General features: G+C 70.0%; 19 protein-coding genes and 1 tRNA gene. 14 read left to right on the plus strand and 6 right to left on the minus strand.

Going from position 1 to position 22354, the window contains the following annotated elements; all coding sequences use genetic code 11:
- Nucleotides 1–116: 116 nt before the first annotated feature.
- Nucleotides 117–1604, minus strand: a complete 1488-nt coding sequence (locus tag ACZ68L_RS13030; protein WP_469576651.1) for a S1C family serine protease — start codon at nucleotides 1602–1604, stop codon at nucleotides 117–119.
- 359 nt (nucleotides 1605–1963) lie between these two features.
- Here ACZ68L_RS13030 and ACZ68L_RS13035 point away from each other — a divergent pair, with 359 nt between their 5' ends.
- From ACZ68L_RS13035 to ACZ68L_RS13045, 3 genes are all read left to right on the plus strand, one after another.
- A complete protein-coding gene (locus ACZ68L_RS13035) occupies nucleotides 1964–2779 on the plus strand; it encodes a glycerophosphodiester phosphodiesterase (protein ID WP_469576894.1) in 816 nt (271 codons plus the stop codon).
- Between the two features lie 47 nt (nucleotides 2780–2826).
- The gene (locus tag ACZ68L_RS13040) at nucleotides 2827–3486 is read left to right on the plus strand and encodes an ATP-binding protein (RefSeq protein ID WP_469576653.1); all 660 of its coding nucleotides are present in this window, start codon (nucleotides 2827–2829) and stop codon (nucleotides 3484–3486) included.
- Between the two features lie 322 nt (nucleotides 3487–3808).
- Entirely contained in the window at nucleotides 3809–4774 is a 966-nt protein-coding gene (locus tag ACZ68L_RS13045) for a DUF5926 family protein (RefSeq protein ID WP_469576655.1), read from the plus strand.
- 916 nt (nucleotides 4775–5690) lie between these two features.
- On the opposite strand, the gene ACZ68L_RS13050 is transcribed toward ACZ68L_RS13045, so the two are convergent.
- Together ACZ68L_RS13050 and ACZ68L_RS13055 are read right to left on the minus strand one after the other, a co-directional pair.
- Nucleotides 5691–6416 carry a bifunctional DNA primase/polymerase gene (locus ACZ68L_RS13050; RefSeq protein ID WP_469576657.1) on the minus strand — a complete coding sequence of 242 codons (726 nt, stop codon included), beginning with the start codon at nucleotides 6414–6416 and terminating at the stop codon, nucleotides 5691–5693.
- 96 nt (nucleotides 6417–6512) lie between these two features.
- Nucleotides 6513–6701 (minus strand): hypothetical protein, encoded by a 189-nt coding sequence (locus ACZ68L_RS13055; protein WP_469576658.1) that lies wholly within the window; start codon nucleotides 6699–6701, stop codon nucleotides 6513–6515.
- 337 nt (nucleotides 6702–7038) lie between these two features.
- Here ACZ68L_RS13055 and ACZ68L_RS13060 point away from each other — a divergent pair, with 337 nt between their 5' ends.
- Both ACZ68L_RS13060 and ACZ68L_RS13065 read left to right on the plus strand, forming a co-directional pair.
- Nucleotides 7039–8409 carry a PP2C family protein-serine/threonine phosphatase gene (locus tag ACZ68L_RS13060; protein WP_469576659.1) on the plus strand — a complete coding sequence of 457 codons (1371 nt, stop codon included), beginning with the start codon at nucleotides 7039–7041 and terminating at the stop codon, nucleotides 8407–8409.
- A gap of 135 nt (nucleotides 8410–8544) precedes the next feature.
- On the plus strand, nucleotides 8545–10008 hold the full coding sequence (locus ACZ68L_RS13065) for an aminopeptidase P family protein (protein ID WP_469576661.1): 1464 nt from the start codon (nucleotides 8545–8547) through the stop codon (nucleotides 10006–10008).
- Nucleotides 10009–10065: 57 nt separating this feature from the next.
- On the opposite strand, the gene ACZ68L_RS13070 is transcribed toward ACZ68L_RS13065, so the two are convergent.
- Nucleotides 10066–10593 (minus strand): ATP-binding protein, encoded by a 528-nt coding sequence (locus ACZ68L_RS13070; RefSeq protein ID WP_469576663.1) that lies wholly within the window; start codon nucleotides 10591–10593, stop codon nucleotides 10066–10068.
- A gap of 296 nt (nucleotides 10594–10889) precedes the next feature.
- On the opposite strand from ACZ68L_RS13070, the gene ACZ68L_RS13075 reads away from it, so the two are divergent.
- The 9 genes from ACZ68L_RS13075 to ACZ68L_RS13115 all read left to right on the plus strand — a co-directional run bounded on the left by ACZ68L_RS13075 (nucleotide 10890) and on the right by ACZ68L_RS13115 (nucleotide 20951).
- Nucleotides 10890–11693: a hypothetical protein gene (locus ACZ68L_RS13075; protein WP_469576665.1), complete on the plus strand. Its 804-nt coding sequence runs from the start codon at nucleotides 10890–10892 to the stop codon at nucleotides 11691–11693.
- Nucleotides 11694–11859: 166 nt separating this feature from the next.
- The gene (locus ACZ68L_RS13080; protein WP_469576667.1) at nucleotides 11860–12606 is read left to right on the plus strand and encodes a YcnI family copper-binding membrane protein; all 747 of its coding nucleotides are present in this window, start codon (nucleotides 11860–11862) and stop codon (nucleotides 12604–12606) included.
- Nucleotides 12607–12652: 46 nt separating this feature from the next.
- Nucleotides 12653–13306 (plus strand): SCO family protein, encoded by a 654-nt coding sequence (locus ACZ68L_RS13085; RefSeq protein WP_469576669.1) that lies wholly within the window; start codon nucleotides 12653–12655, stop codon nucleotides 13304–13306.
- A complete protein-coding gene (locus ACZ68L_RS13090; protein ID WP_469576670.1) occupies nucleotides 13303–13752 on the plus strand; it encodes a copper chaperone PCu(A)C in 450 nt (149 codons plus the stop codon). The genes ACZ68L_RS13085 and ACZ68L_RS13090 overlap by 4 nt, the downstream gene beginning before the upstream one ends.
- Before the next feature lie 14 nt (nucleotides 13753–13766).
- Entirely contained in the window at nucleotides 13767–15860 is a 2094-nt protein-coding gene (locus ACZ68L_RS13095) for a copper resistance CopC/CopD family protein (protein WP_469576672.1), read from the plus strand.
- A 167-nt stretch (nucleotides 15861–16027) separates the two neighbouring features.
- Complete coding sequence (gene efeB / locus ACZ68L_RS13100) at nucleotides 16028–17272, plus strand: iron uptake transporter deferrochelatase/peroxidase subunit (RefSeq protein ID WP_469576896.1); 1245 nt, start codon at nucleotides 16028–16030, stop codon at nucleotides 17270–17272.
- 27 nt (nucleotides 17273–17299) lie between these two features.
- Nucleotides 17300–18235, plus strand: a complete 936-nt coding sequence (gene pheA, locus ACZ68L_RS13105; RefSeq protein ID WP_469576673.1) for a prephenate dehydratase — start codon at nucleotides 17300–17302, stop codon at nucleotides 18233–18235.
- A 626-nt stretch (nucleotides 18236–18861) separates the two neighbouring features.
- Complete coding sequence (gene serS / locus ACZ68L_RS13110; protein ID WP_469576675.1) at nucleotides 18862–20139, plus strand: serine--tRNA ligase; 1278 nt, start codon at nucleotides 18862–18864, stop codon at nucleotides 20137–20139.
- A complete protein-coding gene (locus tag ACZ68L_RS13115; RefSeq protein WP_469576677.1) occupies nucleotides 20136–20951 on the plus strand; it encodes an HAD family hydrolase in 816 nt (271 codons plus the stop codon). Before serS ends, ACZ68L_RS13115 begins: the two co-directional genes overlap by 4 nt.
- A gap of 136 nt (nucleotides 20952–21087) precedes the next feature.
- On the opposite strand, the gene ACZ68L_RS13120 is transcribed toward ACZ68L_RS13115, so the two are convergent.
- Nucleotides 21088–21175: transfer RNA gene (locus ACZ68L_RS13120), tRNA-Ser, on the minus strand.
- 274 nt (nucleotides 21176–21449) lie between these two features.
- Nucleotides 21450–22145, minus strand: a complete 696-nt coding sequence (locus ACZ68L_RS13125) for a hypothetical protein (RefSeq protein ID WP_469576897.1) — start codon at nucleotides 22143–22145, stop codon at nucleotides 21450–21452.
- Nucleotides 22146–22354 lie beyond the last annotated feature (209 nt).

Below are 22354 nucleotides of genomic sequence, written 5' to 3' on the forward strand. Positions count from 1 at the left end.
CGGAGCGGGTACAGCGTACCGGCTCGGCGTTTCGGCCGTGGAACCCTGACCACAGGATGACCATGGCCCGTCCGCCGGCTCCGGCCGGTCCGTGACGCGGCGGGCGGCCCAGCCGGTCAGCTGTCGCCCTTGCGCTCCCCCAGGGTGACTTCGGCCGTCGCCGTCCGGCCGTTGCGCTTGTAGGTCAGCGTCACCTGGTCACCGGGCTGGTGGGTCCAGATCTCGCCGATCAGGGTCGGGCCGCTGTCGATCACGGTGTCGTTGAACTTCGTGATGACGTCGCCCGCCCTGAGGCCCGCCCTGGCCGCGGGGCCGTCCTTCGCCACGGCTGCCGTACCGCCCGCGCCCTGGTCGGAGATGACCGCGCCGCCGGTCTTCTCGTCCATCGTGACCGTCGCGCCGATCACCGGGTAGACCGGCTGACCGGTCTTGATCAGCTGCTGGGCGACGTTCGTCGCCTGGTTGATCGGGATGGCGAAGCCGAGGCCGATGGAGCCCGCCTGGGTCTGGCCGACACCGCTGCCGGTCGACTGGATGGCCGAGTTGATCCCGATGACCGCGCCGCGCGAATCGAGCAGCGGGCCACCGGAGTTGCCCGGGTTGATCGAGGCGTCGGTCTGCAGGGCGCTCATGTACGAGTTGCTGCCGCCGGAACCGTCGCCGGAGGCGACCGGTCGGTTCTTGGCGCTGATGATGCCCGTCGTCACCGTGTTGGAAAGACCGAACGGGGCGCCGATCGCGATCGTCGAATCGCCGACCGCGACCTGTTCCGAGTTGCCGAGGGCCAGCGGGGCGAGCCCCGACGGCGGGTTCTTCAGCTTCAGAACGGCGACGTCGTAGCCCTGCGCCCGGCCGACCACCTCGGCGTCGTACTTCTTGCCGTCGGAGAACGTCGCCGTGAGCTGGCCGTTGTCCGCCGCGGAAGCCACCACGTGGTTGTTGGTGAGGATGTGGCCTTCCTTGTCGTACACGAAGCCGGTCCCCGTACCGCCCTCGCCGTCACCGGCCTGCGCGTCGATGGTGACCACGCTGGGCAGCGCCTTGGCCGCCACGCCCGCGACCGTGCCGGGGTCGCGCTTGAGGTCATGCGGGTTCGCCGACGCCGCGACCGTGGTCGAGCCGCCGGAGGTGCCGTTCCGGTCGGCCGCCCAGTACCCGAGGGCGCCGCCGATACCGCCCGCGATCAGCGCCGCCGCCGCCACCGCGGCCACCAGGCCGCCCATGCCGCGCTTGCGCGGGCCTTGTGGGGAGTGGAGCTGGTCCGGGGCGCCCCAGACCGGGCCGCCGCCCGCGCCGTGGTGCGCGTACGCGGGGACGGTGGGAGGGGGCGGGGGCCAGTTGGCCTCGGCGGCCGACTGGACCCCGGGGGGAGGCGTGCCCGGAACGGAAGGCAGGGGCGTGGTCGCGGCCCCTTCCTCCTTCGGAGGGAACGGCTGCTGCGCGGCTTCCGTGTCCGGCGCCTGCGGGTGCGCCGGGGCGGGCGGGGGCGCGGGTGTGCTCCCGGACGGCCCTTGAGGAGCATCGGCCGGCACTGGAGGTGCGGACGGAACGGACGGAACGGCCTCGGCCGCAGTGCCCTCGTTGCCCTCGTTCTCTGTGCTCACAGCTCTTTACTCCTCGGTTCCACATCATCTTCGGCAAGAGATCCGCTGTGTACGTGTCATGGGACAGCTTTTCCCAAGGCGCGTCAGGCCACTGTAAGCAGGACCTGTGCATCCGCACACCAATCTTTACATCCGGCAAAACGGTCTCCCGGCACAAAGCGCGGCGCGAGGCGCGCACAGCGGCGGCACAAGGCGTGGTGCGAGCCGTGGTGCGAGCCGCCGCGCAAGCCGTGGTGCGAGGCGCGCGCGGCCTCGCCGCACCGTACGGAGCGAGGCGCGGTTGCCCGCGGCGCAAGCTGTACACAGCTGTTGCCTCTCGGTGTCACCATGACGCAGTGACCCATGCACGGCAGCAATCCATGCACCATCCCATCCAGGTCGTTGCCCACCGAGGCGCCTCCGACGACGCCCCCGAGCACACCCTGGCCGCATACCGGAAGGCGATCGAGGACGGCGCCGACGCCCTGGAGTGCGATGTACGGCTCACCGCCGACGGCCACCTCGTCTGCGTGCACGACCGCCGGGTGAATCGCACCTCCAACGGGCGCGGCGCCGTCTCCACGCTGGAGCTCTCCGAGCTCGCCGCCCTCGACTTCGGCTCCTGGAAGGACCGCGAGGAGTCGGAGTCCCCGGACTGGGATCCGGTGCCGGGGGAGCTCACCTCCGTACTCACCCTCGAACGGCTGCTCGAACTGCTCACCGAGACGCGGGCCGCCGGGCGCCCGCTCCAGCTGGCGATCGAGACCAAGCACCCCACCCGATGGGCGGGCCAGGTCGAGGAGCGGCTGCTTCATCTGCTGAAGCGTTTCGAGCTCGACGCCCCGCCGGCCGACGGCCCGTCTCCGGTACGGATCATGAGCTTCTCGGCGCGCTCCCTGCACCGCGTCCAGGCCGCGTCCCCCACCCTGCCCACCGTGTACCTGATGCAGTTCGTCTCGCCGCGCCTGCGTGACGGGCGGCTGCCGGCCGGGGCGCGCATCGCCGGTCCGGGGATGCGGATCGTACGCAGTCACCCCGGCTACATCGAGCGCCTGCACCGTGCGGGACACCGCGTGCACGTCTGGACGGTCGACGAACCGGAGGACGTCGAGCTCTGCATCGACCTCGGCGTCGAGGCAATCATCACGAACCGCCCGAAACAGGTTCTGTCACAACTGGGACGCTCATCACATTAGTTACACGGAGTACACCGGCGCATTCGAACCGTATTCGATCGTTACGAGTGCGTCACTGGCGGGCGATTGGCCGGTTTCCGGTCCAGTCCAGGAGGGCATCCACTCCGTGGCGTGGGGCAAAGGAGGTCTCGGGGGTGGCGTTGGTGGTGGCACAGGAAGTGCCCACGTCGTCGAGCATGGCCGTACCCCATGGCCCTGCGGGCGTGGGGCAGGCGCGGCACCGGATGCGCGAGCAGTTGCGCAGTCACGGGGTGCCGGATTCGGTCGTCGACGATGCTGTATTGATCCTTTCCGAACTGCTCAGCAACGCCTGTCGGCACGGCAGGCCGCTGGGACGACACACGAATGTGGGTGACGGCGACATCCGCGCCGCGTGGCGCGTGGACAGAACCGGCGGGCTGACCGTCGAAGTGACGGATGGTGGCGGTCCGACCCGCCCCATTCCGGCCACACCCTCGGTGACGGCGCGCGGCGGCCGCGGACTCAACATCATCAGCGCGCTCGCCGAGGAATGGGGCGTGCGCGACAGCTCGTCCGGCGAGGTCACCGTCTGGGTCCTCGTCAGCGAGGGACACGGCCCGATCTCCGGGGTGCCGAGCGCGCCAGGTGGGCCGGGCGTGCCAGGCGTGCCGCGTGCGTCGGGTGCGCCGAGGACCTCGGGGCTCGGCGGTCTGGGCTTCACGGACGCCTTCGACGACGTGGGCTGACGTTCCCGCGCGGGCACGGATCTCCGCCACCACGGCAGGTACGAGCACCCGGGCGGTACGAGATCCGGGCGGCACGCGCACCCGTACCGGCTCCCATACCGACGCGCGGATACGAGCCGCTGGACGGACGCACATGTTTCCGCGGGGGGACGCACATGTATCCGGTGGACGGGGCATACGCGCCGTGGCCGGGACGTGAGCGCCGGGGTTCCTCACCCCGTACCGCCAGGCGCGCGGGCGCGTGTGTCCCGGACGCGACACGGGCCGCTAGGCTCGCGGGCCAGACCGCACCCGCACTGTCGCAATCGGGAGAAAGCCCACCATGGCCAAGAAGCGCCCTCAGACCAAGGCCGGGAAGCAGCAGCTCAAGGATGGCGAGATCCCGGTGGTCGGGGCTCGTGAGCCCTGCCCGTGCGGTTCGGGCCGCCGCTACAAGGCGTGTCACGGCCGCGCCGCCGCCCAGGCCGTGACCGAGCTCGTCCACCGCCCCTTCGAGGGACTGGCCGGCGAGTGCGACTGGGTCGCCCTGCGCGAACTGGTGCCGGCCGCCACGGTCGGGCTGAAGCTGAAGGGCGGGCTGCCCGAGGGCGTCCCCTCCGTGACTCTCGCGACCGTCCTGCCGATGGCCTGGCCGGCTCTCCGCCGGGACGACGGCTCGGTGCTGATCGCCCTGCAGAACGACACCCCTTCCGGCGACCTCAGCCGTGACCTCGCGGACATCCTTCAGCGGGCGCTGGCCGCCGAGCCCGGCTCACCCGTGGCCGCCCGGCGCGTACCGGCCGACGGTCCGCGGCTGCAGGACGTGCTCGATCCCGACGCCGCCTTCGAGCCCGTTGTTCACTCCGGGTTCGAGTTCTGGGTTCCGGACGCGGAGAACGCCACGCCCGAGGTGTCCGCCTCCCTGGAGCGCGCGAACGAGGCGGCGCTCCCGACGACGCGGCTGTCCGGTGTGGACGCCGCGTACTGGTGCGAGACCCCGGAGAAGAACCACCTGCGGTGGGTCATGCCGCACCCCGAGGAGCAGCTCCTGGACGCGCTCGCCCGGCTGCACGCCGCCGGCACCTCCTCGTTGGGCGAGGGAACACGGCTGGTCGGCTCCTTCCGGGCGCACGGGCTCATGGTCCCGGTCTGGGACCTGCCGAGTGCGATGGGCGCGGCGGAGTGCGAGAAGCCCGCGGCCGAGCTCGCGGAGCGGCTGACCGCGGCGCTCGCCTCGGACGCGCCGCTCACCGCGGAGGAGCGGCGGGCCCGCGGCGGGCTCACCAACCGCCAAGTGACGCTCAGCTGACAGTGACGATTCCCGGGTCCATTCCGTGACTCGCGTCACAACTCGCCGTACCAACGGGTAAATCGCTGTCCGAATACGCGAGATCGAATTTGCGAACGGCAGATCTCTTGTTACCGTTCTGGAAGCCCGGTCGCTGGTGCATCCCCCGTCGCCAGCGATCGGGCATCCTCATTTCCGGGTACGGCGCACAGCGCGCGACGCGGCGCACCAGCCGGCGTACGGACCCCTCGTCGGCACACGATCCCCGCCGCCGGCCCCCTCCCACTCCAGCCGCTCCCGGCTCCTCGGGCCCCCACGCACCATTGCCAACACGGCACGACAGGGCCCGGATTGACGACGTGTGCTCATCGGCGGCGACGCCCCTTCCACCCGACGCGCCGCGACCTCCCCCGGGAACGAGCCGTCTCGGGCGGCTCTCGGACAGCTCCGGGCCGCCGGAACTCCCGCACGAATATCGCCCGGCGAAATCATTCGAATAGACCTTCGAAAAACTCTACGAGAGACTTTCGGAAGGCCCATCAGAAAGACCTTCACGGACGAACTTTGCAGCGGCAGACTTTGCATCGACCGGCCGGGGTCGGGACCGGAAGAGGTACCGCGAGAGCGGGCGGGAGAACAGCCGGAACGAAACCGGATCCGGTGCACGCCAGCACGCCAGCACGCCGACACGCCCGCGCACGCCCACGAAACCGATCATGCGAAGAATCGCGCGGCAACACCCGTCGGCACCTTCGGCACCTGACGACCTCGCCCGAATTCCTGATGCTCCGCCAGATGCCCCGCCGGATGCCTCGCCGGGCATGTCGCCGGGCATGTCGACGGGCATGTCGACGGAATACGAACGTCCCAGTGCCGCGCGTCTCCGCTCCGGGAACCCGGGCCGGCTCACGCCCGGACGCGTGAGCCGGCCACCTGGTCAGTAGGCGAGCCGACTGCCGCCGTCCGGCGCGCCGTTGCTCGCCTCGACCAGTGCGTCGAGCACCGCTCCCACATCCGGCAGCCACGGCGCGGCCGGCCCGGGGGCGGGGCGGCCTCCCCCGTTCGAGCCCCGACCGGGGTCCGGTGCGGGAGCCCGTTCCCAGCGCACCTGCCCCGCACCCACCTCGGACGGCGGAAGGACGAGATAGCCGCCCTCACCGTGGAAACGCAGCGAACTGGGCACCCGGTCCTGGGCGTGCAGCAGCTCACCGAGCCGTTCGAGGGTGTACGGGGCCACCAGCAGCGACCACCGGGTCGGCGTCGCCACCACGGGGCCGAGCCGCGTTCCCATCCGGTCCAGCTCGGCGAGCGCCCGGGCACCCGCCATGGCCGGCAGGCTCAGCGCGCACGGCGCGCGCCCCCCGGTGGCCAGCACGATCGGAGCGGTCGGCCGATTGGTCCACCACCAGCGCACCATGCGCTCGTCGGTGGTCGCCGCGAGGAGACCGGGATCGAAGGGGTGTGCGCCGGGAACGGCGCACTCGGGATCGGGGCAGGCACAGCCACGGACACGGTCACCGCGACCACTGGCCGCCTCAAGCCCCACTCCGGGGAGCACGGGCCACTGCCATGCGGTGGCACAGGTCAGAACCGCGTCGAGCTGGGCGGGCCTTGTCCTGCGCCGGAGCCGGAGCCTGCGTCGCCTTCCGAGGATCTCGCGCATGAGCGCTCGTTCCTTTCCGTTGAACGCCGAGGGTCCACATCACACCACGCGTGCGTCACACCACGTGCATATCTCTTCACTGTGCGTACATGCTCTTCAGGGTCGCGGTACGGGTGAGTCGTCGGTACCGAGCATGAGCTGAGCCGGGTCGAGCAAGGGCGAGGCGGGTCCGGACACAAGCATGGCGAGGAGCAGCGCACGCATCGCGCCGACCGTCTCAAGGTGCAAGCCCCGCCACTCGGGGGTGGGGGCGTAGCCGTCACAGGAGAGGACGCCTGGGCCCACTGCCAGGTTCCGGGGCGATCAGAACTGCCCCTGGTCATCACCGATTACGTACCCAGCATGCCCGAAATGACGCACCCTCCGGGACTTCACCCCGAGAACACCCCCTGTCGAGCACGCCCAGTCGACCGCAAATAACCGCCACTGGGGGCATTTTTTGGCCAACTTTGCAGTTACTTGGACACCACAATTCCCGCAGGGACAATGCTGGACATCGCCTCACTTGTGCGTGTACATGTGGATGCTACGTGTACACGTGGATGCACTGATAGCGGCGCAGAATGACATGGGGGTTTGCGATGCTATTCGACGAATCGCACCGGTGGGAAAGCCGACTGTCATGAGCGCCCCGCACCTGCCGAAAGTGGCCGGAATCGATCCCATGGTTCCTGTTTCAGCTCACACTGCCGGATCTCTGTCCGAAGTACCGGCCGCCCCCGGAGCGTTCATCCAGGACCGGCTGGCCGGCTGGGTCTCCGACCTCACCACCCTGCACGAACTCACCGAGCGGCTCGCCAGAACCAGCGCGCTCGACGACGCGCTGCACGAACTGCTGAGCGCCGGAGCGGCCCTGGTCGGTGCCCGCCGCGGTCTGGTCGTCTTCGAACCGTCCGACCGCCGTGGCCCCGTCAGCACCATCGGTCTCGGGCTCACCCACGCCGAGCTCGGGCACATCGAAACGATTCCGCGCCGGGCCACCTCCTACGGCCGGATCCTGGAAGGCCTCCCGGACGCCGAACGAGCGCAGACCACCCCCGATCTGCTCGGCGACACCAGCCTGGACCCCCGTCGCCGCGAGGTCGCCGCCCGGCTCGGATACGCCGCCAGCTACGCCCTGCCGATCAGCGCCGAGGCGACCGGCAGGCTCGGCGCCGCCGTCTGGCTGTACGACGAGCCCGCCGAGCCGCTGGAACGCCGGCGCCATCTCGTCGGCCTCTACGCCGGATTCGCCGGCGAGCACCTGGCCAGACTGCTGGAACTGGAGCGGGCCAGGGCGGATGTCGCCACCGTCACCGAGGAACTGCTGCCCAGCCGGCTTCCCCGGGTCGCCGGCGTCCAGTTGGCCGCACGCCACCGCACGGCGCCCCAGGGCGGCGGCGACTGGTACGACGCGCTGGCCCTGCCGGAAGGCGCGCTCGGTCTCGCCGTGGGCTCGGTGAACGGCTCCGGACCGAGCGCACTGGCCGCCATGGGCCGGTTGCGTGCCGGTCTGCGGGCGTACGCGGTGATGGAGGGCGAGGATCCGGTCGCCGTGCTCTCGGATCTGGAACTGCTGCTGCGGCTGACCGAACCCGCCCGTTCCGCGACCGCCCTGTTCGCGTACTGCGAACCCGCCCGCCACAAGATCCTGCTGGCCGGCGCCGGCCACACCCCGCCGCTCGTGATCGGCGACCGGCGCACCCAGTTCGTCGAGACCTCGGTCTCCGCGCCGCTGGGCATGCTCGCCTGCTGGGAGGCGCCCAGTGTGGAGATCGCGCCGGCGCCCGGCGAGACCGTGCTCCTCTACACCGACGGGCTGCTGCGCCGCACCGGCGACTCGACGGACCGGGCGTTCGCACGGCTCCACTCGGCGGCGGCGTGCGTACCGAAGGCGCTGCGCGACGACGCCGGGGCCGTGGCCGATCACGTGCTGCGGACCGTGCTGCCGGACGGGCTCGACCAGGGCGGCGACACGGAGGACGTCGTCGTTCTGGCCGCGCGCTTCGACTGAGCCGCGCCGCCCGCCCCGGCCGCGTCGCGCCACCCGCCCCGGCCCGGTCGTGTAACAGGTCTTCCGGCCCTGTGCCCCCTTCCGTACGCCCGTACGATGGACGAGGTCCAGTGTCGTAACAAGGAGAGACAAGTCGTGGCTGAGGAGCTCACCCCGGAGAACCCGGAGACCGAGGCAGAAGAAACGGTCAAGCAGCGGAAGAACGGCCTGTACCCGGGCGTCTCCGATGAACTCGCCGCGAACATGAAGTCCGGTTGGGCCGATACCGAGCTGCACGGCCTCGAACCGATCGCCCAGGCCGCACACACCGCCGCCCGCCGCGCCGCGCTCTCCGCGCGCTTCCCCGGTGAGCGTCTGGTCATCCCCGCGGGCCACCTGAAGACCCGCTCCAATGACACCGAGTACGCCTTCCGCGCCTCCACCGAGTACGCGTACCTCACCGGCGACCAGACCCAGGACGGCGTCCTCGTCCTGGAGCCGACGCAGGACGGGCACCAGGCGACCATCCACCTGCTGCCGCGCTCCAACCGCGAGAACGGCGAGTTCTGGCTCGACGGCCAGGGCGAGCTGTGGGTCGGCCGCCGCCACTCCCTCGCCGAGGCCGAGCAGCTGCTGGGCATCCCGGCGAAGGACGTGCGCGAGCTCCCGGCCGCGCTGGCCGAGGCCACCGGCCCGGTGCGCAACGTCCGCGGCCACGACGCCGGCATCGAGGCCGCGCTGACCGACAAGGTCACCGCGGAGCGCGACGAGGAGCTGCGCGTCCACCTCTCCGAGGCCCGGCTGGTCAAGGACGCCTTCGAGATCGCCGAGCTGGAGAAGGCTTGCGACGCCACCGCACGCGGCTTCGAGGACGTCGTGAAGGTCCTCGACAAGGCCGAGGCGACCAGCGAGCGCTACATCGAGGGCACCTTCTTCCTCCGCGCCCGCATCGAGGGCAACGACATCGGCTACGGCTCGATCTGCGCGGCCGGTCCGCACGCCACCACCCTGCACTGGGTGCGCAACGACGGGCCGGTGCGCTCCGGCGAGCTGCTGCTCCTCGACGCCGGTGTGGAGACCAACGACCTCTACACCGCCGACGTGACACGCACCCTTCCGATCAACGGCACGTTCACGCCGCTGCAGCGGAAGATCTACGACGCGGTGTACGAGGCCCAGGAAGCGGGCATCGCGGCCGTCAAGCCCGGCGCCGACTACCGCGACTTCCACGACGCGGCGCAGCGTGTGCTCACGGAGAAGCTCGTCGAGTGGGGCCTGCTCGGCGACCTGTCCGTGGACAAGGTCCTGGAGCTCGGCCTCCAGCGCCGCTGGACGCTGCACGGCACCGGTCACATGCTCGGCATGGACGTCCACGACTGCGCCGCCGCGCGCACCGAGACGTACGTCAGCGGGACGCTGGAGCCCGGCGTCTGCCTCACGGTCGAGCCGGGTCTGTACTTCCAGACCGACGACCTGACCGTCCCCGAGGAGTACCGGGGCATCGGCGTCCGGATCGAGGACGACATCCTGGTCACCGAGGACGGCAACCGGAACCTCTCCGACAAGCTGCCGCGCCGGGCCGACGAGGTCGAGGCGTGGATGGCTCGGCTCAAGGGCTGATCCGGAAGGTCCGGCCGATACGGCGACGGGCCTCCGGCACGCCGAAGGGCGCCCCGCTCAGGATGCCATGAGCAGGGCGCCCTTCCGCCACTTCAGGACCTTGTCGAAACTCACCACGGCGCCGCGGCCGGGACGGTTGCCGAAGTGGACGTGATCGGCCAGCTGCTCGATGAGGCAGAGCCCCCTGCCGTTCTCCGCGCCGAGCGGCGGGTACTGCTGGGGCTCGTGCTGCGGCGCCGACGTGCGCAGCGTGCGCCGGGCGGGGAAGCCGGGCCCCGAATCGGCGACTTCGATACGGCACTTCTCGCCGTCCAGATAGGCGGTGACCTGGTACTCCCCGGAGGCCGTCCCGGGCAACTCGTCCCATACGTCCCACGGATCGCGGCCGACGCTCTGTTCGCCCTGGCCCCTGTGGTCGCCGCCGTGTTCAACGGCGTTCGCACAGGCCTCGCTGAGCGCGACCGACAGGTCGAAGGAGATGTCCGGGTCCACGCCCGCGGTCTCCATGGCTCCCAGCAGGAAACGACGGGCGAGCGGAACGCTCGCAGCCTCGCGCCGCAAATGGAGGGACCACCAGATGCTCATGCTCCAGCCTCCTGGCTGCGGCTCGACATACCGATACGTATTGCCGCGCGGGACCCTTCGTAAGCACGGACCGGATGTGAGACCGCTCATTCGGCGGATACCCGCACGCCGTACATCCCGTGTATGCCGGACCCGGCCGACGGACCCGCCCGTGGCCCGGCGCCCTCTCCGCCGATCTCCCCACGGGTCGCCCGGACCCGGCCACACAGGCGACGACCCGCGTCCAATCGGACGGAAGCCGACCTTCCGGACCTGCCGTACCCAAGCCGGGGGTGCGGTGCGATGATGGCCCCGCCATGTCTATGCCTGTCGCACGCGCCGGAGCCGGTCTGCGGCTCCTGAGGGCCGCGGTGTTCACCGCGGTCTGTGTCGCGCTGTCCGCGGCAGGTCACTCCCTGGCCTCCTGCGCGGCCGTCCCCTGGTGGACCCTGCTCGCCGGATTCCTGGGGGTCTTCGCGGTGGCGGCACCGCTCGCCGGACGCGAGCGCTCACTGCCGTCCATCGCAGCCGCGCTGGCCGGCGGACAGATCGCCCTGCACACCCTCTTCGGCGTGGGTGCGCATACCACGCCGGCCGGCACGACGACGGGCGACGACCCGCTGATCCGGTTCGCGGCAAGCATTGTGTGCGGCATGGGACCGGCGCAGTTGAACGCCGCCGAAGCTCGCCGCATCGTCACCACCGCGGGCATCGACCCGGCGTCGGTGACGGCCGGTGGCCACCAGCACATGGCGTCCGCGGCCGGCGCGGATCCCGTCGGCCTCACCGGCCTGCTGCCCGGTCTGCCCATGCTGCTCGGCCATCTGCTGGCCGCCGTGGCCACCGGCTGGCTGCTGCGGCGCGGCGAGATCGCGCTGTTCCGGCTCGCCCGGCTCTCCGCGCACGGCGTCCAGCAACTCGCGGCCGGGGCCCGGCTGCGCGCGCTGCGCGCCGCGCTCTCACTGGTGAACGCCTTGCGCGCCGGCCTGCCCGGGGGGCCGACGACCGGGCCGCGCATCCCGCGTGCCGGGGCCGACGCCCCGGCCCCCGCCACCGGGGACCCCTTGCAGCACATGGTGATCAGGCGCGGGCCGCCCCCGGCGTACGCGCTCGCAGCCTGACGCGACACCCGCCACTCGATGCATGCCCGACTCGACGCCCGGAACCGACCGGTGCCGTGCGAGTCGGCGTACGCACGCCGTACGTGAGGCAGGGGTGTCGCGATGCCGCCGCGCACCCGCGCGCCGGACCACCTTTCCTTCGTGCTTCCGTGGAGTAATCCCTGTCATGAACGTTTCCCGCATCGCCCTCGCCGGCGGCATCGCCGCGTCCACCGTGCTGATCCTCGCCGGTACCGCCTCCGCGCACGTCAGCGTGCAGCCCCAGGGCGAGGCCGCCAAGGGCGGTTACGCCACCGTCAACTTCAAGGTCCCCAACGAGCGCGCCGACGCCTCGACGACCAAGGTCGAGGTCAACTTCCCGACCGACCACCCGCTGGCCTCCGTCATGCCGCAGGCCGTGCCCGGCTGGGACATCGAGGTCACCAAGAGCAAGCTGGCCAAGCCGCTCGAAATGCACGGCGAGAAGATCAACGAGGCCGTCTCCAAGGTCACCTGGACCGCCAAGGGCGACAAGAACGACCTCGGCATCCGTCCGGGCAACTTCCAGCAGTTCCCGCTCTCCATCGGGCAACTCCCCGAGAACGCCGACCAGCTGGTCTTCAAGGCCATCCAGACGTACGACAACAAGGAGGTCGTCCGCTGGATCGAGGAGCCGAAGGACGGTGCCGCCGAGCCCGAGAACCCGGCACCGGTCCTCAAGCTGACCGCGGCGGCCACCGGCGAGCACGGCGCGGGTGCCGCCGACAAGGCCGGTGCCGACGCCACCACGCAGGCGGCGGACAAGCAGACGACGGCCGCGTCGGACACGTCCGACAGTGACACCACGGCCCGCGTCCTCGGCATCGTCGGCATCCTCGTCGGCATCGCGGGAGTGGCCTTCGGCATCCTCGCCGGCCGCCGTCGCACTGCCTGAACCACAGCCCCACCCGTCCCACCGACCCACCAGGAATCAGTGCTCCATGCGTAAGAAGACTGTGCTGGCCGCGGCGCTCGTCGCCGCGGCCGCTCTCTCGCTGTCCGCCTGCGGCAGCAGCGACGACAGCGCGAAGAGGCCCATCGCCGATGTGTCCGCCCAGGCCAAGACCAAGGCCGCGACGGTACTCGACCAGCCGTTCGCCAAGCCCGATCTCGTCCTCACCGACACCCACGGCAAGAAGTACGACCTCCGTGAGCAGACCAAGGGCAAGCCGACGCTGATCTACTTCGGCTACACCAACTGCCCCGATGTCTGCCCGCTCATCGTGAACAACATCGCCATCGCCAAGAAGTCCCTGCCCAAGGCCGATCAGGACAAGCTCCGGGTCGTCTTCGTGACCACCGACCCCGAGCGGGACACCCCGTCCTCGCTGGGCACCTGGCTCAAGTCCCAGGACCCCTCCTTCATCGGCCTCACCGGCGACTTCCCCACCATCCAGGCGGGCGCGCGCCAGATCGGCATCGGCATCGACGCACCGAAGAAGGAGAAGGACGGCACGGTCGTCTCGATGCACGGATCCCAGGTCGTCGCGTTCTCCCCGAAGACCGACAAGGGGTACCTCATGTACAGCGAGGACACCTCGCCGGACGACTACACCAAGGACCTCCCCAAGATCATCAAGGGGGAGACTCCGTGAACCGCCGCACCGCGCTCGTCGGCGTCGTCGCCCTCACCACCGGGCTGACGCTGGCGGGTTGCTCCTCCGCGAGCAGCGGGCCCGTGCTGAAGGTGACAGGCGCGTTCATGCCGCAGCCCGTCAGTGACATGGCGGCCGGCTTCCTCGTCGTACGGAACAGCGGCGGCACGTCCGACCGGCTCACCTCGGTCACCAGCCCCCTCTCCGACGACGTCACGATCCACGAGTCGAAGAACCAGACGATGCGCATGGTGTCGTCCTTCGAGGTGCCCGCGGGCGGCGAACTGGATCTGGAACGCGGTGGGAACCACATCATGTTCATGAAACTCAAGCAGCAGCCCAAGCAGGGCGAGAAGGTGTCCGTGGAGCTGCACTTCGAGAAGGCCGACCCGATAAAGATCGATCTTCCCGTGAAGGAGACCACCCACAACCCGAAGAAGCAGTGAGGGACTGACTCACCATGACAGCCACCGCCCCGCACTTCGGACCGTCCCCGTCCACCCCCGCGCCACGACGACCGCTCGCCGCGGCCGCACTCCTCGCCGCCCTTGTCGGCATGGTGTTCGGCCTGCTGCTGGGCGGTGCGGGCCCCGCGTCCGCACATGCCGCGCTCACCGGGAGCGATCCGCAGGACGGGGCGGTGGTCGACACCGCACCCAAGGAGGTCACGCTCACCTTCTCCGAACAGGTCGCCATGGGCAGCGACTCCGTCAGAGTCCTCGACCCCGACGGCAAACGCGCCGACACCGCCGTCGCCCCCCGTGATCTGCACAGCGGCTCCACCGTGAAGTACGGCGTCTCGCTGCACTCCGGGCTGCCCGACGGCACGTACACCGTCGCCTGGCAGGCCGTCTCCGCGGACAGCCACCCCGTCTCGGGCGCCTTCACCTTCTCCGTCGGAGCCCCCTCGAAGACCACGGTCGCCCTTCCGACGGAACAGGCCGGAGGCGGACTCGTCGGAACCCTCTACGGCATCGCGCGCTACGCCGCCTACGCCGGTTTCATCCTGCTGGCCGGCGGCGCCGCCTTCGTGCTGACCTGCTGGCAGCGCGGGGCCGGCGCACGCCCCTTGCAACGCCTGGTCGTACGCGGCTGGATGACCCTCACCGTGGCCACCCTGGCCATGCTGCTCCTGCGCAATCCGTACACCGGCTCCGGGAAGCTCGCGGACGCCTTCGACCTCGACGGTCTGAAGGCCGTCCTCGACACTAAGCCCGGGGCGGCGCTCGTATCCAGGCTGCTGCTGCTCGGCGCTTCCGCGCTCTTCATCGCCGTGTTGTTCGGGGCGTACGCGAAGCGCGAGGACGAGCGCGAGAAGAAGGACCTCACCTTCGGACTGGCCACCGGCGGCACGGTGATCGCCGCCGGGATCGCCGGGACCTGGGCACTCGCCGAACATGCTTCGACAGGGATCCAGCCGGGCATCGCCATGCCGGTCGACATACTCCATCTGCTGGCCGTCGCGGCCTGGCTGGGCGGGCTGGTGGCCCTGCTGGTCGCGCTCTACCGGACGCCGGACATCGGAGCCGCTGCCGTACGGCGCTTCTCCCGTATCGCTTTCGGCAGCGTGCTCGTGCTCACCGCCACCGGGATCTACCAGTCCTGGCGCCAGGTCGGCACCTGGTCCGCGCTCACCGGCACCGGATACGGGCGACTCCTGCTCGTGAAGGTGGGACTCGTCGCTGTCCTGGTCGGGGTCGCCTGGATCTCGCGCCGCTGGACCGCACGACTGGTCGTGAGCGGAGCCGAACGACTGGTCTCGAACGGAGCCGCCGCGGAGAAGAGCGCGGAAGGGGCCGAGGCGGAGACGGATGAGACCGGGGCCGAGCCCGGGGCCGCGATCGAGAGGACCGGGGCCGGGGCCGGAACGGAAGGCGGGGCCGGGGCCGGGACGTCTCAGGCCGAAGGCGCGCCGGCGTCCCTGACCGAGGCCGAAAAGCCCCGGACCGAAGGCACACCGGCGCCCTTGGCCGAGGACCCCGCGCGGGCGACGCAGCTCGCGCGGCAGCGGGCCGCCGTGGCCACCGCCGAGAAGAAGCGGATCCGCGATGCCGACCCCGAGCGGTCCGGGCTGCGCCGCTCGGTGCTGGCGGAAGTCGCGGTCGCCGTGGCGCTGTTGGCCGTGACGACCGTGCTGACCTCGACCGAGCCGGGACGTACCGAGGAAGAAGCGGCCCGTGGCTCCGCGACGGCGACCGCCCCCGTGGCCCAAGGCCCGGTCAACCTGGCGCTGCCCTTCGACACGGGCGGCAAGAACGGCAAGGGAACGGTGCGGATGGACATCGACCCCGCTCGTACCGGCGCCAACGAGCTCCACATCTGGATCGACAGTCCCGACGGCAAGGCCATGGACGTCCCCGAGCTGAAGCTCGCCTTCACCCTGGAGTCCAAGGACATCGGCCCGCTTCCCGTACTCCCCGTCCGGCTCACCGAGGGCCACTGGACCGCGAGCGGCGTCCAGATCCCGATGGTGGGCGACTGGAAGGTCGCCGTGACCGTACGTACGTCGGACATCGATCAGACGACCATCGACAAGAACGTGAAGATCGGCTGAGCAGGATCGTGAGCGGAAACAGCAGCAAGAAGAGCTCCCCCCGCGGCGGAAAGACCACTGCGGGGAACGGCGGCACCTCCGTCGGAGACGGAAACGGAAGGGGCGGAGCCGGTCGCAGCAAGGGCGACGGGCGCCGCAAGAGCGACGGGACTCCTGGCAGCGGTTCGATCTCCCGGCGGCGGTTGCTCGGCAGCGCGGGCGCGGCCGGTGCGACCGGGCTCGTGCTGGGTGCGGCGGGCGGTGCGACCGGCTATGCCGCGACCCGGCCCGATGAGCACGCCGCTCTGACCACGGTCGGCGCCACCCGGTTGATGTTTCACGGGAAACATCAACCGGGGATCACCACTCCGCTTCAGGCATGCGGTCATCTCGTCGCCTTCGACCTGGCGCCCGGCGGGGGACGGAAGGAAGCGGCCGCCCTGATGCGCCGGTGGTCGGACGTGGCCCGGCGCCTGATGGCCGGCGAACCGGCCGACAGCGGTTCGGCGGACGGCACGGCCCATGACACCGGGATCGCTCTGGATGCCGGACCGTCCTCGCTGACCATCACCTTCGGCTTCGGCCACACCTTCTTCGAACGCACCGGCCTGGTCGATCACCGGCCACCGGGGCTCGACCCGCTGCCACCGTTCTCCGCCGACCACCTCGACGCCAAGCGCTCCAACGGCGATCTCTGGGTACAGATCGGTGCCGACGACGCACTCGTCGCCTTCCACGCACTGCGTGCCGTACAGAAGGAGGCGGCCCCTGCCGCCCGGGTCCGCTGGCAGATGAACGGCTTCAACCGCTCCCCCGGCGCCACCGCGCAGCCGATGACCGCCCGCAATCTGATGGGACAGGTGGACGGCACGAACAACCCGAAGCCCGCCGACAGCGATTTCGACCGGCGCGTCTTCGTCCCGGCCGGGACGGAGACGAAGTACGACTGGCTGACCGGCGGCTCGTATGCGGTCGTCCGCCGGATCAGGATGTTGCTCGACGACTGGGAGCAGCTCCCGGTGGAGCGACAGGAGCAGGTCATAGGGCGCCGCAAGAAGGACGGCGCCCCGCTGAGCGGTGGCACCGAGACCACCGCGATGAACCTCGACCGGGCGGGCCCCGACGGCAAGCTCCTGATCCCGGACAACGCCCACGCCCGGATCTCCTCCCCGGAGAAGAACAGCGGTGCGGCCATGCTGCGGCGCCCCTTCTCCTACCACGACGGCATCGCGGCGGACGGGTCTCCGGACGCCGGGCTGCTGTTCATCTGCTGGCAGGCGGATCCGCTGCGTGGATTCGTACCCGTGCAGCGGAAACTGGACCGGGGAGATGCCCTGTCCACGTTCGTCCGGCACGAGGCCAGTGGCCTGTTCGCGGTGCCGGGTGGTGCGGCGGACGGCGAATACGTGGGTCAGCGGCTACTGGAGTCCTGAGCGTCCGGGGCAGATTAGGGTGACGGTATGTCCGCCACGCGCTACGCATATCTCGGCCCCGAAGGCACCTTCACCGAGGTCGCCCTCCGTACGCTCCCGGAAGCCGCCACCCGCGAACTCGTGCCGATGGTCTCCGTGCCGCTGGCTCTGGACGCGGTGCGCAACGGGACCGCCGCGGCGGCGCTCGTACCGATCGAGAACTCCGTCGAGGGCGGCATCACCGCGACGCTCGACGAGCTGACCACCGGCGAACCGCTGATGATCTATCGCGAGGTGCTGCTCTCCATCACCTTCGCGCTGCTGGTGCGGCCGGGCACCAAACTGTCCGACATCAAGTCGGTCACCGCGCATCCGGCCGCGCAGCCGCAGGTGCGCAACTGGATGGCCGCCCATCTCCCGGACGTCGTATGGGAGTCCGCGGCCTCCAACGCCGACGGTGCCCGGCTGGTGCAGGAGGGGCGGTACGACGCGGCCTTCGCGGGTGAGTTCGCGGCGGCGACCTACGGTCTCGAACCTCTGGTGACCGAGATCCACGACGCGGTGAATGCGCAGACCCGCTTCGTCCTGGTCGGCCGCCCGGCCCGCCCGGCCGCGCCGACGGGGGCGGACAAGACCTCGGTGGTCATCTGGCTGGGCGAGGACCACCCCGGAGCGCTGCTCGAACTGCTCCAGGAGTTCGCGGTGCGCGGGGTCAACCTGATGCTGATCCAGTCCCGGCCGACGGGGGCGGGCATCGGGAACTACTGCTTCGCGGTGGACGCCGAGGGGCACATCGCGGACCGCCGGGTCGGCGAGGCGTTGATGGGGCTGAAGCGGGTCTGCCCGAAGGTGCGCTTCCTCGGTTCCTATCCGCGGGCCGAAGTGGCACTGCAGGACGTACGGCCGCTGCGGGCGGGGACGTCGGACGCGGAGTTCACGGAGGCCTCCGACTGGCTGGCCCGCAACCTGGACGGCCGGGGCTGACGGCGGTACGGAGCCCCGGGTCCTCCCAGGCTTGCGACCGGGCCGATCACGTCCTGTCGTACCCGCACCGCTGGTGCTATCGGCCGATTTTCGTCATCCACAGAGTTATCCACAGGCACGGTTCTCGACCTGGGGACAAGTCGACACCCCGACGGGACATCGTCGACATATCACCCCAGGCGACCCAGATGCATCCACAGGGCGACAGGTCACCCGACCTGCCCCGCGTCACCTCAATTCCATTGATCAACTCTTCAGTAGGGCGAATTCCCACCCGAACGAGCGTCTGAAGTGGGTTTGAGCCGGTAATCCAGGAGCCCTCACAGGCCTTTCGGAATGATCACCTCCGGCATCCACAGATCTTCTTCACAGCCTGTGGATAACTTTGCGAAGCATCAACACCTGTGGACAAGTGACGACCAACTCCCCTTCCAGGCAAGGCCGATACGTCAAGACGGTCGACGCCTTCTGCCCCATTTAGGGGAGTAAACTCTTTTTATTGACGGTCGAGATCGACTCAGGCCCGGAATACCCTTCAGCATTATCAATTCCGGCAATTCGGGCAAAGTGACACGCTTCGCGATATCGGTTCGAGCGGGAGAAGCGCTCACCGGTAGCCTGGAGAGGTGATTGACCTTCGCCTGCTCCGTGAGGACCCCGACCGTGTTCGCGCCTCCCAGCGCGCCCGTGGAGAGGACGTCGCGCTCGTCGACGCCCTTCTCTCCGCCGACGAGCGGCGCAGGACGTCCGGCGTCCGCTTCGACGAACTCCGCTCCGAGCAGAAATCGCTCGGCAAACTCATCCCCAAGGCTTCGCCCGAGGAGCGCGCCGAGCTCCTCAAGAAGGCCGAGCAGCTGAAGGCCGACGTCAAGGCCGCCGACACGGCGCAGGACGAAGCCGACGCCCAGGCCAAGAGCCTGCTGCTCCAGCTCGGCAACATCGTCCACGAGGACGTGCCGGTCGGCGGCGAGGAGGACTTCGTCGTCCTTGAGACCCACGGCACGATCCGTGACTTCGGCGCGGAGGGCTTCGAGCCCAGGGACCACCTGGAGCTCGGCGAGAAGCTCGGCGCCATCGACATGGAGCGCGGCGCCAAGGTTTCCGGTTCGCGCTTCTACTACCTGACGGGTGTCGGTGCGCTGCTGGAGCTCGCCCTCGTCAACGCGGCGATCGCGCAGGCCACCGAGGCGGGCTTCGTCCCGATGCTGACGCCGGCGCTGGTCCGCCCGCGCGCCATGGAGGGCACCGGCTTCCTCGGCCAGGCCGCGGAGAACGTGTACCACCTGGAGAAGGACGACTACTACCTGGTCGGCACCTCCGAGGTCCCGCTCGCCGCGTACCACATGGACGAGATCATCGAGGCCGACAAGCTGCCGCTGCGGTACGCGGGCTTCTCGCCGTGCTTCCGCCGCGAGGCCGGTACGTACGGCAAGGACACCCGGGGCATCTTCCGCGTCCACCAGTTCGACAAGGTGGAGATGTTCTCGTACGTCGACCCGGCGGACGCCGAGGCGGAGCACCGCAGGCTGCTGGACTGGGAGAAGCAGTGGCTCACCGCTCTTGAGCTGCCGTTCCAGGTGATCGATGTCGCCACCGGCGACCTGGGGGCCTCGGCCTCCCGGAAGTTCGACTGCGAGGCGTGGATCCCGACGCAGGGCAAGTACCGCGAGCTGACGTCCGCGTCGAACTGCGACGGCTTCCAGGCGCGCCGCCTGTCCGTCCGAATGCGTGACGGTAAGAAGGTCCAGCCGCTGGCCACGCTGAACGGCACGCTCTGCGCCGTACCGCGCACGATCGTGGCGATCCTGGAGAACCACCAGCTGGCCGACGGTTCGGTACGGGTGCCCGAGGTGCTCCGTCCGTACCTGGGCGGGCGCGAGGTGCTGGAGCCGGTCGCCAAGTGACCTTTCCGTACAAACTCGTCGCGACCGATCTCGACGGCACGCTGCTGCGTAACGACGACACGGTCTCCGAGCGCACCCGTGCGGCGCTGACCGCGGTCACCGAGGCCGGCGCCGCACACATCATCGTCACCGGCCGCGCGGTCCCGTGGACCCGGCACATCCTGGACGACCTGGGCTACGAGGGCCTCGCCGTGTGCGGCCAGGGCGCACAGGTCTACCACGCGGGCGAGCGCAAACTGTTGACCTCGCTGACGCTGGACCGGCAGCTCGCCGGTCTCGCGCTGTCCAAGATCGAGGCCGAGGTCGGCCCGCTGGCGCTGGCGGCGAGCCGCGACGGGCTCGACGGCGAAGTGCTGGTCGGCCCCGGGTACCGCGTGCAGGAAGGGCCGCTTCCGGCCCTCTTCGTCAAGGACCCGGCCGAATTGTGGTCGGCCCCTCTGAACAAGGTCTACATCCAGCACCCCGACCTCGATGACGACGCACTGGCCCAGGCCGCGCGAGCGGCGGTCGGCAATCTGGTGGACGTGGTCATGGCAGGTCCGGGGGTGGTGGAGATCCTGCCGCTGGGGCTGAGCAAGGCGACCGGGCTCTCGCTGGCCGCGCGCCGGCTGGGTATGAAGGCCGCGGACACCCTGGCCTTCGGTGACATGCCGAACGACATCCCGATGTTCGCCTGGGCGCAGCGGGGTGTGGCGATGGCCAATGCGCACGCGGATCTGAAGGCCGTGGCCCAGGAGATCACCGCGTCCAACGAGGACGACGGCATCGCTGTGGTGCTGGAGCGGCTGCTCAGCCGTACCCCTACGGCTTGACGGATTCGTCTCCACGGGGCGCCCGTGCAGGTACGTCCTTGCGGGGACGTCTCCACGCATACGTCTTTGCGGGTACCGGTACGGGCCTGCCGCGGGAAGAGCGGCCGACCCGTACCGGTACCCGGCACTGTCGCTGCGGAGGATGCGCGGATCGAACGCGCGCGGGGTCTACAGCCCCGACGACGGCTTAGCAAGCCGCTGCCTTACCACTCGGCCAATCCTCCGGGAGGGCGGCCGCGCGATGCGCGAGACAGCCGCCCCGGGCGTCCTGCGCCGATCGGCACGGCGGAGTCGTCGGTGACTACTCCGGTGCCGGTTCGGGCCCGCCCTGATGGGAACTCGACGGACTCGGACTCTCGGTCATCGTCGCGCTCCTCTCCCTGCTTGCGGCGTGCGGTTGTCGTCGGTGCGTGCTACGCCAACCACTGTGCCCGGGACGGCCTTTCGGTGCCACCCATTTTCCGGGCAGCACCGAGAGTCCGTGATCAGCCCCCCGGATCAGCGCTGTTTGTTGCGGCGGTTCAGGTCCTTCAGGTGGCGGGCGAGATCATCCATCCTGCCGTCGATTCGGATGATGTCCTCGGACAGATGGCCCAGCCGCACGCTCATGGCGCCGACGACCTGATGGGTGACGTCCAGCCTCCGGTCGAGGCTGTCGAGCCGGTGCGACATCCGGTTGAGCACGGGCCCGAGCTCCTGAAGGGCGCTGCCCACTCCGGCGAGGCAGCTCTCGACCCGGGTCACGCGGTGTTCGAGCGAGGCATAGCCCGCACGCAGGTCCTGCTCGGCGTCGAGCAGATACGTACGGACGCATCGCGCGATGTCGCTGTCGCGAAGAAGCATCGCGACGTTGAGGACGGTTCTGCGGGTGTAGAGAGTGAGCCGAGTGGCGGCCTGTGGATAACTTTCGACTCCCTCGCCGTCCCATAGGGACAACATGTCCCTATGGAATTCCCGCAGCTCAGAGCCACGCAGAAGCACGAGCCCATTCTCTTCGACCTCGGCTCGATGCCGCTGGGTCACCTTCTTGACGACCTCTGTGGATACTTCGAAGTACCGAGCCACGTCCCCTGTGCGAAGGTGAATTCCGTCCGGGAGCATGACAAGGCTCTTGACCTTGTCGAGGACATCGACGCGCCCCATCTGCTCGACGCGCAGCGCACGCGATTCGAGCAGGGCGACTTCCGTGGGCATGGGCATGCCTTCCGATCGTGAAACCGACGATGGACAGCCCTGTCCCGGGCTTGAGGGGCGGAGGACGCTCACGGTTGCCACTCACTCAATGACCGACCCGGCGGGCACTGCCTCGCGGGCATCGGCAATCCCTGTTTCACGAAAGCTACGACGTCACAGATCCCAGTTGCCTCCACGCACCCTGCCCAACGAACCGATAACCGTACAGT

Source organism: Streptomyces sp. NPDC104309 (assembly GCF_055584025.1).